Origin of the sequence: Streptococcus suis YS56, assembly GCF_000440115.1 — a bacterium.
GTDB classification, from domain to species: domain Bacteria; phylum Bacillota; class Bacilli; order Lactobacillales; family Streptococcaceae; genus Streptococcus; species Streptococcus suis_L.
Genome location: NZ_ALMY01000006.1, coordinates 1 through 17,718 on the forward strand (window position 1 = coordinate 1; position 17,718 = coordinate 17,718).

A 17,718-nucleotide genomic window follows, 5' to 3' on the forward strand; every position below is an offset into this window, starting at 1 on the left:
CATATTTGGATTACGAGACTCAAAATATTTTTCGTCAAATACCTTGATGGACTTGACAAATGGTAGAAAAAAGTTCACCAATTTAGCCGCGATTTCGTATTTCGGTGCTCGGGTCCAGACTATTTTAATAATCTGGTCGTACGACTCCTGTCACTGTAGCTTTGGTTGCTTCGTAGTCGCCGTCAACGACTACTTTGATAATGCGTTTGGCATCTTCTTCTGGGCATGGAACCAACGGCAAGCGGAGTGGACCAACTTCAAATCCAAGATAGTTGAGAACTGCCTTAACTGGTGCAGGACTTGGATATGAGAAGAGGGCATTGACTTTCGGAATGAATTTGCGTTGAATAGCAGCTGCTGTTCGAATATCTTGTTGTTCGATGGCTGTAAACATTTCATACATCTCATCACCATTCGTGTGAGATGCAACAGAAATCACACCATCTGCTCCCAAGTTCATGGCATGGAAGGCATCTCCATCCTCACCTGTATACACCAAGAAATCCTCTGGCCTGTTTTCAATCAAGTAAGCCATATTGGCAAGGCTGGTACACTCTTTAACACCGATGATGTTTGGATGCTCAGCCAAACGTAACATGGTTTCTGGCGTCATTTCAACTACGACGCGACCTGGGATATTGTAGATAATGATTGGTAAATCAGAGGCATCTGCAATAGCCTTAAAGTGTTGATACATTCCTTCTTGAGAAGGCTTGTTGTAATAAGGAACGATGGCAAGACCTGCCGCAAAACCTCCGAATGCCGCTACTTCCTTAGCAAATTCAATCGAATCGCGCGTATCATTTGTACCGATACCAGCAATCAAAGGAACGCGACCATTGACAATCTTTTGAACTGCCGCAAACAATTCCAACTCTTCCTCGTGAGTCAAGGTTGGACTTTCAGCAGTTGTTCCTGCCAACAGAATCCCTTCTGTGTGGTGTGCCAATAGATGCTCAACCAACTCTGGTAAAACATCATAGTTTATTGCACCGTCCTCTTTAAAGGGCGTAATCATAGCCGTAATAATTTTTACATCACGCAAATCTTGAATAGACATGGAACCTCCTAGTCAATAATTTCATATCCAGCTTTCTGAAGAACTTCGATAGCCGCTGGGAAATCCTTAGCTTTAGTTAATATATAGTCAGTATTGAAAGTAGATACTGCAAAAATACTAATTTTTGCTTCTGCTAGTAATTGACTAATTTGTGAAAGGATACCTACTAATGAAAAGTCAAGTACCCCCTCAACACGAAATGCTAGCCATCCTTTATCCTCTTCAATAACATTACTTGGAACTTCTTGGCTCATACAAACGAGTGAGTTTTCTTCATCTGTCTTACCGATAAATACATAAGAGCTCGTCAAATTAACCTTTGTAAAATCTTCAAGTTTACAAACTGAAAAATCACCCTTAATAATTTTAAGTTTCATATATTTACGTATACTTTCTAATTACTTGCTAGAATTTGACTGATTCATATGGAATATTTAATAGTTTAAAGAGGCTAAAAATAAACTTATTTCAATTCAAATTTCAATTCTGCAGTTGGACGAACTAGACCACGTTCGTGGAGGGTCTCAGCGATTTGCACAGAGTTCCAAGCTGCACCTTTGAGCAAATTGTCAGAAACAACCCACATGTGGATACCGTTTTCCTTATCCAAATCCTTACGGATACGACCGACAAAGGTATCACGGCTACCAACAGCGTTAATGGCTTGCGGATATACTTGGTTAGCCACATCATCTTCCAAAACAGCACCTGGAAAGGCTGCAATAGCTGCTTTAACTTCATCAATCGGAGCAATTTCTTCTGTTTCAATGTAAACAGACTCAGAGTGAGCTGACAAGACTGGGATACGGACGCAGGTTGCAGAAACGGCAATACTGTCATCTTCCATGATTTTCTTAGTCTCTTTTGTCATCTTCATCTCTTCGTAGGTGTAGTCATTGTCTGTAAAGAGGTCGATTTGCGGAATGGCGTTGAAACCGATTGGGTAATGTTTCTTATCGCCACCAGAAGGAAGAATGTTCGCTTCTACCGCTTTTGGTTCAACACCATCATTCAAGACTGCACGCAATTGAGCCTGAGTTTCCAAGATAGCTCCCATACCTGCACCAGAAACTGCCTGATATGTGGATACGATAATCCGCTCCAAGCCCCATTTCTGACGAACAGGCTCCAAAGCAACCATCATCTGAATAGTTGAACAGTTAGGACAAGCAATAATACCATTGTGGGCATCAAGCGCGTGAGCATTTACCTCAGGGACAACCAAAGGCACATCTGGATTTTGACGGAAATACGAAGTATTGTCCACAACAACTGCTCCTGCTTTTACTGCATAAGGAGCATACTTGGCAGATGTAAATCCACCAGCTGAGAAGAGAGCAATATCTACTCCTTCAAAAGCTGTTTCTGTTGTTTCTTCAATGACAATGTCCTGTCCCTTAAACTGCAAGGTCTTGCCTGCTGAACGAGCGGAAGCCAAGAAACGCACTTTCTCGATTGGAAGTGTTGACTCTTCCAACATTTTAATCATTTGGGCACCAACTGCACCAGTTGCACCAACAACAGCTACTACATAAGCCATAGAAATCTCCTTTAGGTCAATTCTTCAAAATTTTCTAAAAATTTGTTATTTCATAATTATACCATAATATTTTGAAAAGAAAAGCCCCGAGAAAACTGAATTTCTCGGGACGGAGCAAATTATTTTCCTAAGGAACGAACGTAGAAATCAACTGCTAACAATGCCTCTGCTACATCTTCTGCAGAAATCGTAAATGGCATACCATGAATGGTTTCGCCTTCAATAGTCGCTTGTTGACCAACCTTCAACAAATCATCATAGCTCGCATCAGCTAGATGCAATTCTGCTAGAGTGGTTGGCAAGTTCAAGGCTTTATAGAAACGAATATACTTTTCCAATTCTTCTTTTGGACGATTTTCCAAGAAGAGCTGTGTTAAGGTACCATAAGCAACTTTTTCGCCATGTGTCAGATGATGGATATCTCCTTCCAAAGCAGTAAAACCATTGTGAATAGCATGCGCCGCAGCCAGACCTGCACTTTCAAATCCAAGTCCACTTAGCAAAGTATTGGCCTCAACAATATTTTCCAAGGCAGTTGTCACAACCTTGGCTTCACAACTAGCCATAGCCTGCAGTCCGTAATCAAACAAGGTCTTCTCACAAGTTTGAGCAATAGCAATACCTGCAAGCGTCTGCGCACCTCCTGCCATGGTCGTTCCATTGCTTTGCAAAATAGCACGCGCCTCAACCCAGGTCGCTAAACCGTCTGCAATACCTGAGGCTAATAAACGAGGTGGCGCTTGACAAATGATAGCTGTATCTACTAACACAAGATCCGGATTCTTCTTGTAGAAAATATAGCGTTCAAAAGCTCCTTCTTCTGTATAGATAACAGATAATGCTGATGTAGGAGCATCTGTTGAGGCAATCGTTGGAGCAATCACAACAGGAACTGCAAGTAAATCTGCAATGGCTTTAGCAGAATCTATAGCTTTTCCACCACCTAAGCCAATAATGACATCGCTCGCTTGCTCTTGACCGATAGCCACCACACGTTGAATTTCTTTGTCAGATGCTTCGCCATTAAAAGCGACACGATAAGGTGTCATACCTGCATCTGTCAAGTATGTTAGAAACTTCTCGCCAACAATGCCGTACACCAAGTCATCACAAAGAATCAAAGGCTTTGTTCCTAATTTACCGATAGCTTCAGCGCCTTGAAATAGGACATTCTTGCCCTGAATATAACGCGACGGACTAGCAAAAACTTTCATAAACAATCCTCCTGTAATTTTTGTTTATTTTAATATATTGTATTGTGATTCGATAAGTTTTTCAATGATAATGTGAAATCATATCATTGAAAGGAAGACAGTAGTTTCGGTAACTCTTGCACAGCTTTTTCCAACTGTTCAATTGAAACCGGAAGTCCCTCAAGGCTGGTTCGACAGGTTTGAGAAAGACCAGTAGTTGATGAAAATGGTAACAAGCTTAGAGATGGCAATAAGTTTAAATCTCTGTAAAATTCCAAATAAGACTGCCATTCCTTTTCTGAACAATTCCTCAATTGCAACAATACAAGATGTACACAAGTAAAAATTTGTTCTTCTTTGCCTTGAATACTTTCTGAATAGCGGGCGATGATTTCTGTATAGAGCAGACTAACCAATCGAACGGCATCATGATGCGTTGCCATTCCAGTTAAAAAGGTGATGACTTCGACAACATCTTCCAAAGACTTACTAGTGGCTTGTAATTGATAGGACTGATAAGCATCTTTTCCTTTGGAAAGCAATAATTGCTCACAACCTTGAATGAGCAAGCAATCCATCACACTGACCTGCTCTTCGTCTTGACAAATAGACTCCGCCGCTAAACACGTCAAACAACGTACCAATCCCAATTCCAAAATAGATAAAGGGGCATGATGTAAGAAGAGTTGTATATCTGCAATGACCAAAGAAGGTTCACCCAGTTGCCCCCTGACCGTATCACTGCGTGAATACCCTTCATGAAGAATAGCACAAGAAGAGGTTGATGCAGGCGTTGATAATATCGTCGGAATCAAAACATACGGAAGTTCCAACAAACCTGCGACTAATTTGGTCATATCCAATATCCGACCGCCTCCCAAGCCGATCACCATATCTGCTTTATGTTCTTCTGCAGTTCTAGCATGTGCAAATACTTGAATGTCTGTAACATCTCCCATTAAAAAGGAAGTCATTGGCATACAACCATAACATGTAATATTTTTTATAAACTTATTCCCTATCTTGTTATAAATTGTTTCGTCACACAAAACAAGGGGGCGGTGACCTATTTTCAAGATTTCGACCGCACTTTCATACAGGATACCTGTTCCCTGGATATAGCGTGAAGGACTTGAGATAGCTTTCATAACCGACCCCCTATTTCTTATTCTATAAACTCTTTTCCATGAATAGCAGACCAATCTGCTGCAAAATCAGTTACCGCTTTGTCGATAGATGGCATGGCAAAAGCGGCCTCAAAAACATCTGCACCAGCTGTAATTGCCTGAGCACCATTTGCAAATGCTTGATTGGCTTGTTCTACATTCTTAAAGGACGCAGCTAAAATCTTGCTTTCTGAACACTCACGGTCAATGACTTCCGCCAACTGAGCAATTACTGCATTTGAATCAATATTTAAATTGGCCATACGGTTATAGTAAGGTGCTAAATAGTCTGCGCCTGCAGCAATGGCCAACAAGCCTTGAAAAGTTGTATAAATCGCTGTCGCAGTAATCTTAAACCCTTCTGCTTTCAAGGTCTTGATAGCTGCCAGTCCTTCTGGAGTTACTGGAACTTTAATGTAGACATTTTCAGGAGCCAGCTCACGAATCTTTTTCGCATCCGCTAAAATCCCCTCGTAATCTCTTGCAACAACCTGCACATGCAGGGAAGGTTCCGGACCAATTAGGTCTCTAATGTCTTTTAAACGTTTAAAAAAGTCAATATCCCCCTCTTTCTTTGCTATAGTCGGGTTAGAGGTTACTCCCGCAAGCGGGAGAACCTTAGCCCATTTTTTGATTTCTTCTACATTTAACGTGTCCAGCATAAATTCCATAGTGATAACCTCTTTTACAATGTGTGTTCAGTACGTCCGATAATATCGTCTTGGGTAGCTCTGGAAAGAACATTGAAGAATGCTGAGTAACCTGCAACACGGACAATCAAGTCACGGTGTTTTTCAGGATGTAACTGAGCATCAAGCAAGGTTTCTCTTGAAACAACATTGTACTGAATGTGATAGCCATGCAAGCGGTTAAAGAAGGTCCGCAAGAGGGCAATCAATTTTTGTTTGTCTTCTTCCTTAGCAAGAGTTTGTGGATTGACCTTCTGATTGAGTAAGACACCACCAACAATTTCGTGCGTTGGTAATTTCGCAACAGATTTCAATACAGAAGTTGGTCCATTTTTATCCATATTATGAGATGGGGAACAACCTTCCGCCAATGGTGTACCTGCATTTCGACCATCCGGTGTCGCCAAAGTACCACGACCTTGTCCAACGTTTGCTGAAATAGATGAGGTACCTGAATAGCGAATACCACCAATTGGACCACGTCCAAAACGAGTGTTTGGATACTTGGCAATCTCATCCACATAAATATTATAAGCTTCTGTCACCAACTGGTCTGCGTAATCATCATCGTTACCGTATTTTGGCGCATCCTCAATCAACATTTCTTGGATTTCTTTACCACGTTCACCAGCATAGTCCGTTTCCAAAGCATGCCACAATTCTTCTGGTGTCAATCGTCCTTCTTCAAAGACTAATTTCTTAATGGCAGCTAGAGAATCAGACAAGTTGGCAATCCCAACCTGCAAGCCAGAAATGTAGTCGTAAATCGCCCCACCTTCTTTCAAGTGCTTACCACGACCGATACAGTCATCTGTCAGAGCCGAGCAAAGAATGTCAGGAACTTCTCTTTCTAAGGCGATATCAATCGCATTTTCAACAATAACACTCATCCGTGTTAGATGACGAAGTGTCTTCTCCCATGCCGTGTCAAGCTCTTCAAATGACTTCATGTCTTTGAAGTGACCAAAGGCTGGAGCAAATCGTTTGCCTGATGCAGGGTCAATCCCATCATTCATGGTAATCAACAACACTTTCGGAAAGTTCATATAGCTCATACCTGTACAACGGTAACCCCATTTACCAGGAACAGCCGTTTCTACACAACCAATCGCGCTGTAGTCATAGGCATCTTCTTCCAAGACACCTTTTTCAATAAAGGATGGAATGATAATTTCATCGTTGTTGAAGGCAGGCATGCCAAAGCCAAGTTTCATCACTTCGATACATTCATTCATAAAACGAGCATCAAGACCTGCATGATAGCGAACGGTCAAGTTTGGCTGTGGCAGGTGTGTTTGGGCAACAGATTTCAATACTAGGTAAGAAAGTGGATTGACAGCATCCTTCTTATCACGTGTTTGTCCGCCAATGGTAACGTTTTGGTAAAGCGGGCTACCTGCTGATGAGAAGGTATGTGATTGACTACGAACCTTGTTGATGGTAATGGTCTTAATCCACAAGTTGGTCAAACGCTCAACGATACTGTCTTCCGTTTCCCGACCTGCTTCCAAGTCCGCTTTCACGTACGGATACATGTATTGGTCAAAACGTCCATAAGAAAGGGAATGTCCATTGGACTCAATTTGCAAGATACACTGGATAAACCAAACAGATTGCACTGCTTCCGCAAATGTTTCAGCAGGTTCATACGGTACCTTCGAACAAATACGAGCGATTTCCAATAATTCTTGACGGCGTTGAGCGGTCGGTGCTTTCTCTGCTAATTCAGTAGCCAAGGCGACAAAACGATCGGCGTATGCTTTCACCGCATCAATGATGATAAAGATTGAGTCATAGAAATGGTACTTGTCAATGCTTGCTGGATCCGTCAAATCAAGCTTAGCTTTTGCTTCACGTACACGTTCCTCAAAACCACGCAAACCATGTTCCAATACCTTTTGGTAATTAACAGCCAAGTGGGCATCGCCAGAGTTCATCTTGCCTTCCATACCAAAGAATCCTGTTTCCATATAGACTTGAACTTCTTCTGGAAGTAAGATACCTGCTCTTGCACGTAAGTTATTATTTTCCCAGAACGGCGCGATACTGCGCAACTGCTCCTTGGTTTTCTCGGTAATATAGAAGACATCCCCATCCCGTTTTTCGAATAAATCCAATTCATTCAATACAAACTCTAAGGTATATTCTGGGAAGATGGGAGCATCTTTATTTGAAGAAGCTTGGTTGCCTGCAATCAAACTTTCTTCTTCAATGTACAGTGTCATATTTTCCAAAATTTCTTTTAGCATGTAGGCACGCTTTAAGACATTTGGTTTCTCTTGGTGTTCTTTGTAAGCCTTTGTGGCTAAAATTGCACGCTCTGCATCAATGTATGGTTTTTTATCTAAAACATCTTCGCGGTACTTGAGCATGCGATCGGTCAAATTACCGAAATATTCTGTCTTAATGCTAGTACTTGCTACCTCAGTAACTACTGTTTTCATTTTAATTTTTCCTTTCTTTCGAAACATCATTTTATTTCGTTTGTAATTAAAGTATAACTTTTACAACTAATTTTTGTCAATAAAGGAGAGATAGCACTTGAAAATAGCAATCATTTAGCACAAATGTGCAAAATCTAATGAGTGTTTCTTAATAGATATTTTCCTTTTGTTCGTTTTCATAGGCAATATTATCTTGAATTTTGAAGAACGGAAAGTAAACAATAGTTGACATGGCCAAGATAATGATTTGAACAACCGCACCTTGCCAACCACCGACCATGAAACCAGAAATGATTGCAGGAGTTGACCAAGGCAGTGTTACACCTGAGAAGGGCTGCATAAATCCTATTGAAATAGCACCGTAGACAATGAAAGCTGCCAAGATTGGTACCAATACAAATGGAAGAAACATGACTGGGTTCATAACAACTGGAAAACCAAACACGACAGGTTCATTGACGTTGAAGATGGCTGGGAAAGCTGCTACCTTACCAAGTGCCTTGTATTGTTTTGATTTTGCTGCAAATAGCATTGCAAATACTATACCAAATGTAATTCCTGAGCCTGACATAATCAAGAAACTATCCAAAAACTGCTGGGTCACGATATGAGCGCCATTTTCCAAAGACAACTTATCTGCTGCTAGAAGAGCCTTGTTGGCATCAAGGTTTGACAAAAGCAAGGCAGTAACAACACCATTAACAACGGATTGACCATGCACACCAAACCACCATAGGAATGATATAAAGAAAGCAATTCCAATAGCACCAGGCAAGGAACCAGTCAAACCTTGAAGAGGCACTTGGATCACATCGTAAATCATTTCAATGAAAGTACCACCGTTAGTCACCATCTTAGAAATGATATATACAATCATAGATAGCAAAAAGATAACAAAGGCAGGAATCATCGCCTCAAACTGTTTAGCAATAGCTTGGGGTACTTGCTCAGGCATTTTTATCACGATATGACGCTGAATAAAGGTTGTATAGATAGCCCCCACTACCAGTCCAATGATGATTGCTCCGATAATTCCTTGACCACCAAACCAAACTTTTGCAATGGCATCTCCAATTGGTTCACCTTCTGCTGGTATGTAAGATGACCTCAAGAGAATAAAGAAGGAGGACAAGGACAATACACCTGCTGGAAGTGGCTCAACACCGCTATTCTTTGCATAAGAATAGCCAATCGCAAAGCAGGAAATCAAGCCCATGATTGCAAATGTACCACTATAAACTTGCATGAATGGCTCAATCCAATCCGCTCCAAATAGAGCAGCAATTGCATTGTTCAAGCCTTCAAAAGGTAACTGGCCAATGATGAGGAAAATACTTCCCACAACTGTTAATGGAAGGATAGCCAACATGCCATCCTTTAAAGCGATAATCCCTTTCATGTTTACAAACTTCATAATCGGAACAATAATTTTTTGTGTATCTACTTTAGCCATGGTCCCACCCCTTTATGAAACTAAACTTAGAGCTAGTTGCAAAACTTTTTTTCCGTCTAGCATTCCATAATCAGCCATAGGAATAACTGCAATCGGAACATTCTTTTCATCACAAAGTGCTTTAGATTTATCAAAAGTATAGGCAACTTGTGGTCCTAACAGTGCCACATCTATTTTGTCTAGATAGTCAGCTATTTTTCCTTGAGAATAAGCATCTATCTCTACCTCTACACCCGCAGCCTCTGCTGCTACTTTCATATTGTTGACCAACATGCCAGTAGAAAATCCAGCCGCACAAAAAAGAGCTATTTTAACCATTTTGGTATCCTCCTAAATATAAAATTGGTTTAACTGACTTTTTTTAATTCTTTTCGTAAATCAATGATTTCCTTAATCAAATTGATTTCTGTAATCGATGTCATGAGATGGTCCTGTGAATGCACAAACAGGGCTGTGATTTCTGATTTTATTCCACTGGCTTCTTGAGCTAAAAACTTGGTCTGCATATTATGCGCCTCTAACAAAGCAGCATCTGCCAAGCTTAACTCCTGTTCAGCACGTTCATGCTCACCCGATTTTATAAACGATAATGCTTGATAGGCATGACTCTTGGCATCACCTGCATAGATTATCAAGCCCATAATAATTTGGTCCGCAACAATCATTTCCATTGTTCCTAACCCCCTCTTTTCTTTTTTTAGTAACTTTTTATGTTTCTTTCGTAAGAAAATCATATCATTTTATTTCAATATAGTAAATAACAAAACTGCTCTTTTTTACCTATTTTGAATAAATTGCACTTTTGTGCTTTTTTGATAAAATAAAAACATTTACTATCCACCAAGGACAATAAATGTCATTATTTAACCTATCACAAAGAGAAATAGTTGGTGTCTCCATCTAGCTTCAACACCTTCAAGATTGTCCCTTCGTCCGTCACAAGATGATTGATATAACCTGCTCGCAAAATAGCTAGTATTGCCTGAGCCTTATGCTCTCCGTAAGCTAAAGCTAGCGTATTGGGAATATTTTTCAGTTCTTCTAATGAAATAGCTATCGTCCTATCTTGTAGGTCTTCGACAACGGGCTCTCCATTATGATTAAGACAACGACAGCAGGTTTCACCAACCGCCCCCTCTATAGATAACTGATGAAAGTCAGCTTCTGTTAACATATCCAACCACTGAGGATTATTAGCATCTACCCTACCACCAATTCCGACAGCCGCCACATTCAATTTTTTCCAGTCCGCTCTTAACTCTTCAAAATATCTGGATGACAAAATTCCTTCAGCAAGACTTTGATTTTCTTGGATAATAGTCGCGTTGATAAAACTGCACTCTCCTCGAAATTTATTGGCCATATCATAAATTAGAGTATTGACATGATAGCGAGCATGAATATGACTTGGACCACCAGCAATAGGAACAAATTTTAAACCTTTCATCCGGTGATGTCCCATTTTCTCAACGATTAAACTCAAACTTCTGCCCCAAGAAAAACCAACTATCATGTCATCATCAATCAAATTAGTTAACATATCAGCTGCTGCTTCTGCTAAACGAGATTCTAAAGCAGAAAGATCGCCATCTGAGCTATTCTCTACTAGTTCAATCCTCTTAAGACCATACTTGTTTTGAACATATTTCTCCAACTGATAAAGTCGCTTATCAAAATCTTGGATTTCTATTTTAACAATACCTTCTAACTTGGCTTTCGTCAGCATTCTACTGACTGTTGTTCTGTAGATTCCTGTTTCCATGGCAATCTCTGCCTGACTTTTTCCCTCTATGTAATAGAGATAGGCAATCTTTGCTAATTGTCTTCTTTTTTCTAGCTTCATTCTTTCCTCACTAAACGATAGTGACCTTAACATTGGCTTTTTCTAGTTCAGCTACAAAAATCTCTGCAATTGAGGTATCCGTAATGACTTGAGCAACTTGACTTAGACCAAATCGATGTACGGTCCCTTTCTTAGTAAATTTGCTGGCATCTGTCAACACAATCATCTGCTCTGAAACTTCAGACATATATTGAACAACTTCACTTCGCATCAAATTCTTTCCTGTAAAGCCATGCTCACTGTCAAAACCATCTGTTCCTACAAAGGCTTTATCTACATGAAAGAAACGAATCATTTTTTGTAAAAGGGGACCAACTGTCACTTGTGAATCTTTTTGAAATTCACCACCCAATAAAATCACCTGACAACCATCATACTGTCTAACATAATTAGCTATAAAATATGAGTTCGTGATAATAGTTACGTTTCTTTTTGTCTTGCAGATTTCTTCTGCCAAAAGAGCACAAGTAGAACCAGACTCAATCATTACTGTTTCATTATCTGCTACTAATTTTACTGCTTCCTTCGCAATTCTTTTTTTCACATCGTAGCGAAAAGACATTCGAATATTTAAATCATCTCCACTATTTAAAACAGCATAGCCATGTTCTCGCCTTAGCAAACCTCTAGATTCTAACTTATCCAAATCTTTACGGATTGTTACCTTGGAAACTTCCAACTGTTCAGATAAACTATTTACATCAATTTTTTCATGTTGAGATACGAGTTCTATAATTTTATCTAGTCGTTCCATTTTATCACCTCGTACTTATTGTACCAAATTATCAGCTATTTTCAACTTTTCAACCCCCAAAATACTTACGTTCGCAATTGCAAAACTTTCGTTTATGATGTAAAATTGTATTGTAGCAAAGGAGAAGTCTTATGAACTCGACTAAAGGTATCATTTTTAACATTCAACACTTTTCATTACATGATGGTCCTGGTATCCGTACAACTGTTTTCTTAAAAGGATGTCCTTTACGTTGTCCTTGGTGCGCTAATCCCGAGTCGCAAAAGCGCAATCCCGAACCAATGTTAGATGCCAATACCAAGAAAACTACTATCATGGGGGAAGAGAAAACTGTTGATGAAATCATGGATGAAGTTATGAAAGATGTTGATTTCTATGAGGAATCTGGTGGTGGACTTACTCTATCTGGCGGGGAAATTTTTGCGCAATATGAATTTGCAAAAGCTATCTTAATGGAGGCAAAACTACGCGGACTACATACTGCTATCGAAACAACCGCCTTTGTTGATCAGAAGAAGTTTGCCGACTTAATTCAATATGTCGACTTCATTTACACTGATTTAAAACACTATAATACTATTTCACATCGAAAAGTCACTGGAGTTAACAATAACCTTATTATACAAAATATAGAATACGCCTTTTCTATCGGAAAAGAGATTGTTTTACGAATTCCTGTCATTCCAGAATTTAATAATTCATTAGAAGATGCTGAGCAGTTTGCCTCCCTTTTCAACCAACTCAATATTGATAAAGTCCAACTCCTTCCCTTCCATCAATTTGGTGAAAACAAGTACAAACTCCTTAATCGTAACTATACGATGACCAACGTTAAAGCTCTCCATCCTGAAGACTTGGCTGATTATCAGGCAATCTTTTTGAAACATAATATCAATTGTTACTTCTAGCACACTTTTAATAATATTAACCATCAGAATGAGCAGTATTGACTGATTCGTTCAATGTTCAGACCAAATTAAATATTGATACTTCTACAAAGATATACGGAATAATAGAACTCTTAGAAACTTCATTCAAATGTTTTCTAAGAGTTCTTATTTTGACTACAAAAATAAAAGATTGAAGAGTCTGTCCCAAATAGACTTTTCTTCAATCTAACTTATCTCCCAATTATAGGGTAGACTCATTTACAACCATCCGTGAACGTTGTTCAATTTCCTCAGGTGTCAAAACACTATTATAAAACATGAATTGACGAAGATTAAGCTCATCAACTGTCCAACGTAGTTCTGTCTGCCGACGTGTGCCACCAACCTGTACATAGTCCATAGCAGTTGCAGAAGTAAATGGAGCTTGTGACATGGTTGTCTGACCAGACAATTTTCCATTCACATATAATTTGACCAAGAATTGACGACTTGTCCCAACTTGTTCGTAGGTCATGGCGACATTATTCCAGTTCCCATTGATGAGGCGCTGACTGGCCTCTGTAATATGACCGATAGTCTGACCGCTACTACCGATACGGCTTTCAAAAATCAGTTTCCCATCCCGTACAATGAGAGCTGAATACTCATTTTTTAGACTGGCACTCGATGTCGAGAACAAGCTATAAAAACCTGAAGTTGTGCTGGCTTTGAAGTCCATGAAAATCGTTCCACTATTGATAGCTAGAAGACTGTCTTTGACAGTGCTAGCTAGCTCAATACGCTTACCGTTTTGAACATTTGTCTGAAGAGGCTCCAAACTCAGTACCTGATGATTAGCAAAGGAAGGCTCAGCTTGACTTGGAATATATTCAAACAATTCCACTTCTTTCAAGGTCATCAAGCGATTATTGATTTGATTTGGTCGCACACGCGCCTCCAAAATAATCAATTCGATTCTATCTGCTCGAATATCTCGACTAAATTGATAAGTTTCAATTTCTCTTTCGTAAGGTACGGCGATTTCTTGAGATTGATGAACCAAAGTTGCACCATTATAGGCTTTAATTTGGTATTTTGTAACAGTACCATTGTTATTGATACGCTTGGTCATGACCAAACTATGCAATCTAGTTGCTTGGCCATTTGTAGTCTGAATAGTGATTGTCTGAGGCAAGGTAATTCGATCTGTCAAATTCCAACGTAGCTCTGTTAGACTTTCCTTATTGCCATCCATCAAATTAGACAAACCACGCCCAAAGGTATCCTCGTAAACATTTTCTCCACGAACGGTTAGGCGAGAAGGATCAATCTTTTCCACTCTAAACAAAGGTTGTTCTTCAACGCTACTTCCCACCTCGTACAATTCAACTTCTTTAATCGTCATAGTACGATTGTTGATAATATCTGGTCGGAATTTCGCTTCTAAAATTATCAATTCAACCTTATTCGCAAACACTCTGCTTGTGAACTTATAATGATCTTCTGTCTGAGCATAAGGAACTTCAATAATCCCTGAATCATGTGTCAAGTTTGTACCATCGTAAGTTTTAATACGATACTTAGTAATTGTACCGTAATTATTGATACGCTTGAAAAGAGCCAGCTTATCGAGTTGAATTGCTTGATTATTACGTGTCTGAATTGAAATAGTCTGCGGAAGAGTAATTTTATCTGTCAAATTCCAACGCAATTCCGTCAAAGTTTCTAGATTTCCATCCATTAAGTTACCTAAACCACGTCTGAAACTATCTTCATAAACATCCTCACCAGTCACCAGAAGACGATCACTTGATACTTTGTTAGAACTGTCAGCCAGAAGCTTCTCAAATACAGCTGTTACGAGTGCTACCTTATTTGCCGGGGTCACAATCGAACCTCTTGATAGACCTTCAATTGCAAAACTTCCTGCTTGCTGATTCCAACTATATATTAAAGTCTGGCTATCCAACTGACCTAGGAAAGTCAATTCTTGACCTGTACTTGTTCGCAGATGTGGTTGATTTAAGGCAATAACCGGCTTTGTAAAGGAAAGATAAAGTTTGTTATCACGACCTAAACTGATTGTCTGTACTGCACTTGCGGCACTTACAGTCACTGGACGAGTCAAATAGTTCCAAGTTACCTGTTTATAATAAAGACTATAGGCATTTTGATTTCCCGATGAATGTTCGTATAAGATACCAAAAGTATCATTTCCTAGATATTGTAGGGAATTGTAAGCGAAGTTACCATCCTGAATCAAACTATGGTGGAGCCAGTTCAAACGGCCATCAGTCCCAACTTCTGCTACATGGATAGTACCATTTGTACGATTACCTCCCGGACCAGCAGCATTCGCTAAAAGTACATATTCTTTCCCATTGCGAACATGACGAATCGCAGATAATTGAACGTAAGGATCGTGAATGGCATCTATTACTTCAAGATCATTCAGCCAAGTCTGACCTCCGTCAAGACTTGTTGCCACACGCACCTTGCCTGCAAGCCCACGCATAAACATCTTCAACTGTCCATTTCCGAGTTGGACAAGTGTAGCCTCTGTACCTTGTTCTTTTGAGAGATTCATGGTACTAGAATGTAAGAGCGTTCCGTCAGCCAATTGACGATTGTCGTTAAATGTTTGACCCGCCTTCCAATTTTTTCCATGATCATCAGAATAAAAGACCAAGGCTGATTGCGAACCATATAAACCGGTCTTCCAGTTTGCAGAATAGGCCGGAACCACCAATCGACCTTTATTAGGACCAGTATGCAAGGTAATACCAGTACCTGGTCCCAAACCAAGGAACTTCATGTAATCTTTTTTAACACTTGGTGTGATATCTTCGGGTCTTGACCAGGTTAATCCGTCGTCATCACTGTATGACATCCAGATATAATTTGCCTTTGCCACACGGAAAGGACTTGCCGAATCCGTCTGATTATAAATATTGCCAATCAATTGCTGATTGTGATACAAATCACCTAAATTGGCATAAGCTGGACTTGAATCCTTTGTATTGACTCGGTAAGCCGTTTTTTGACCTTGAGGCGAGTATACATATCCATCTTCTCGTAAAGTATAAGGTCGATCAGCATTATTAGAATATAGATTAAGGTAGGATTTTCCATTAATGACTGTATATTCTACTTCTCTTTGAGATGGCATCCCAAACAAGGCCTGTCCCTCTGGATACATATCATAAATAGCAAAAATTCGCTTCGTCGTTGGATCTTGAACAAGAGCTGTATCAATGGTCAAAGGTGCACCAATACTACGATTGGTCGCCTTTTCATTATTCTTCAAATCAACAATTTTTATTGTTGAACCCCAAGTTACTCCATTATCAGAACTTCGTTTCACAACTTGAGCAATGTCTCCCCAGTCGCCCGAATGATCGTGACGCATATCTGTCGCAGCAATCAAAGTACCCTTGTCAGTCTTCAAGAGAGCAGGAATACGGAAACTAGCTGCCCCTTCTGGACCTTTCCGACCAGCTCGTCAACCTTCAAAAACCACCACTTTTTCAGATATGCCAGTTGTTGCCAAACTATCTACAGGAGCTGGTTGACGAGTAAATAGAATGGAACGCCGAGCAACTTCTTCAGCTGTAAGGGCCTTATTATAAAACGTAAAATTTCTAATATCTAATTGATCAACACCCCACCGTAAATCGTTGCCACGCTTTGTTGCTCCAAGTTGAGCATGGTTCATAGCAGTTGCACTGGTAAAGATTCCTTGACTAGCTCTTGTTGCACCAGAAAATTGACCATTGATGTAAAGCTTGACATCCATTTCTTGACTATTCAAGACTTTTTCATAGGTCATGGCAACTGCATTCCACTCACCATTGACCATTGTAGCATCCATCTGGGTAACATTGGCAATTGTTCGACCACCATCCACACGACTTTCCAGGGTAACACTACCATCTTTTGCAATGAGAGCCGTGTATTCATTTGATTTCGTATCACTGGATGTGGAGAACAGACTGTGAAAACCTGCATTTTGAGCAGCCTTATACTCCATATAAATCGTGCCTGTTTCAGATTGTCTAATAAGGTGTTCTGTCCCTTCACTCAACACATGACGTTTGTCATTGCTACTATTTAATTGAATCGCTTCTACCTTGGTAATTTCATTATTTTCAAATTCTTGAGAGGGAACATCCGCATTGACCGTCTCATAGCCAGCACGTAGAGCTGGATATGTTTCCGTTTCTTCAACAATAGATCCTGAAACTTCCTCTAGATTTCCTCCAATATTAGCTGGGACGGTTCCTTCTTCTGTTGACAGATTCTGAGAAGTTGTTTCTACTTGAATAGATGATATCTCCAGCTCCGTAGAGACACTTGTAACTGCTTGTTCTTGTTTAACTACCAATGGCTGTTCAAGGGCAACTTGCTCTAACTCTTGCCCCAAAACTGCCTCAGAATACATGATTGTGGGTAAAACTAAGCTAGAAAATAAAGAAACTTTATAGATGGATGATTTTGTAATTTTTTTCATATCTTCACCAAATTCCTTACATACTACACTATTGCGAGAAAGCACATTCTTCCATATAGATTTATATCTATTATGATATAACTTACTGTTATTTCTCCCTTATCAGTCCTATAATAAAAGAAGGATTATGGAAGAAAGCCATCTACTGATAGCTACTACATAAAAACAAGTAAACACAACTATTTTTGAAAAAGGCT

General features: G+C 39.7%; 15 protein-coding genes. 1 reads left to right on the forward strand and 14 read right to left on the reverse strand.

Features of this window, described 5'->3' with window-relative positions; translation table 11 throughout:
- Window positions 1-124: 124 nt before the first annotated feature.
- The 12 genes from dapA to SST62_RS0100965 form a co-directional block, all read right to left on the reverse strand.
- Window positions 125-1,060 carry a 4-hydroxy-tetrahydrodipicolinate synthase gene (gene dapA / locus SST62_RS0100910; RefSeq protein WP_029185933.1) on the reverse strand — a complete coding sequence of 312 codons (936 nt, stop codon included), beginning with the start codon at window positions 1,058-1,060 and terminating at the stop codon, window positions 125-127.
- 8 nt (window positions 1,061-1,068) lie between these two features.
- A complete protein-coding gene (locus SST62_RS0100915) occupies window positions 1,069-1,437 on the reverse strand; it encodes an ACT domain-containing protein (RefSeq protein ID WP_029185934.1) in 369 nt (122 codons plus the stop codon).
- An 86-nt stretch (window positions 1,438-1,523) separates the two neighbouring features.
- Window positions 1,524-2,600: an aspartate-semialdehyde dehydrogenase gene (locus SST62_RS0100920; RefSeq protein WP_029185935.1), complete on the reverse strand. Its 1,077-nt coding sequence runs from the start codon at window positions 2,598-2,600 to the stop codon at window positions 1,524-1,526.
- Window positions 2,601-2,719: 119 nt separating this feature from the next.
- Window positions 2,720-3,814, reverse strand: a complete 1,095-nt coding sequence (locus SST62_RS0100925; RefSeq protein WP_029185936.1) for a glycerol dehydrogenase — start codon at window positions 3,812-3,814, stop codon at window positions 2,720-2,722.
- A gap of 83 nt (window positions 3,815-3,897) precedes the next feature.
- Window positions 3,898-4,941, reverse strand: a complete 1,044-nt coding sequence (locus SST62_RS0100930; RefSeq protein ID WP_029185937.1) for an iron-containing alcohol dehydrogenase — start codon at window positions 4,939-4,941, stop codon at window positions 3,898-3,900.
- A 17-nt stretch (window positions 4,942-4,958) separates the two neighbouring features.
- On the reverse strand, window positions 4,959-5,630 hold the full coding sequence (locus SST62_RS0100935) for a fructose-6-phosphate aldolase (RefSeq protein ID WP_029185938.1): 672 nt from the start codon (window positions 5,628-5,630) through the stop codon (window positions 4,959-4,961).
- A gap of 14 nt (window positions 5,631-5,644) precedes the next feature.
- The gene (locus tag SST62_RS0100940) at window positions 5,645-8,092 is read right to left on the reverse strand and encodes a glycyl radical protein (protein ID WP_029185939.1); all 2,448 of its coding nucleotides are present in this window, start codon (window positions 8,090-8,092) and stop codon (window positions 5,645-5,647) included.
- 148 nt (window positions 8,093-8,240) lie between these two features.
- Window positions 8,241-9,545: a PTS sugar transporter subunit IIC gene (locus SST62_RS0100945; protein WP_029185940.1), complete on the reverse strand. Its 1,305-nt coding sequence runs from the start codon at window positions 9,543-9,545 to the stop codon at window positions 8,241-8,243.
- A gap of 12 nt (window positions 9,546-9,557) precedes the next feature.
- Window positions 9,558-9,863, reverse strand: a complete 306-nt coding sequence (locus SST62_RS0100950) for a PTS sugar transporter subunit IIB (RefSeq protein ID WP_029185941.1) — start codon at window positions 9,861-9,863, stop codon at window positions 9,558-9,560.
- A gap of 29 nt (window positions 9,864-9,892) precedes the next feature.
- Window positions 9,893-10,216 carry a PTS lactose/cellobiose transporter subunit IIA gene (locus SST62_RS0100955; RefSeq protein ID WP_029185942.1) on the reverse strand — a complete coding sequence of 108 codons (324 nt, stop codon included), beginning with the start codon at window positions 10,214-10,216 and terminating at the stop codon, window positions 9,893-9,895.
- 200 nt (window positions 10,217-10,416) lie between these two features.
- Entirely contained in the window at window positions 10,417-11,388 is a 972-nt protein-coding gene (locus tag SST62_RS0100960) for a sugar-binding transcriptional regulator (protein ID WP_029185943.1), read from the reverse strand.
- Window positions 11,389-11,398: 10 nt separating this feature from the next.
- Window positions 11,399-12,142: a DeoR/GlpR family DNA-binding transcription regulator gene (locus tag SST62_RS0100965; protein WP_029185944.1), complete on the reverse strand. Its 744-nt coding sequence runs from the start codon at window positions 12,140-12,142 to the stop codon at window positions 11,399-11,401.
- Between the two features lie 131 nt (window positions 12,143-12,273).
- Here SST62_RS0100965 and SST62_RS0100970 point away from each other — a divergent pair, with 131 nt between their 5' ends.
- A complete protein-coding gene (locus SST62_RS0100970; RefSeq protein WP_029185945.1) occupies window positions 12,274-13,050 on the forward strand; it encodes a glycyl-radical enzyme activating protein in 777 nt (258 codons plus the stop codon).
- 223 nt (window positions 13,051-13,273) lie between these two features.
- Here SST62_RS0100970 and SST62_RS1000000111825 read toward each other — a convergent pair whose 3' ends face one another.
- Both SST62_RS1000000111825 and SST62_RS0100980 read right to left on the reverse strand, forming a co-directional pair.
- Complete coding sequence (locus SST62_RS1000000111825; RefSeq protein ID WP_050571887.1) at window positions 13,274-16,459, reverse strand: sialidase domain-containing protein; 3,186 nt, start codon at window positions 16,457-16,459, stop codon at window positions 13,274-13,276.
- Between the two features lie 54 nt (window positions 16,460-16,513).
- Complete coding sequence (locus tag SST62_RS0100980) at window positions 16,514-17,521, reverse strand: sialidase domain-containing protein (protein WP_029185947.1); 1,008 nt, start codon at window positions 17,519-17,521, stop codon at window positions 16,514-16,516.
- Between the last annotated feature and the right edge of the window lie 197 nt (window positions 17,522-17,718).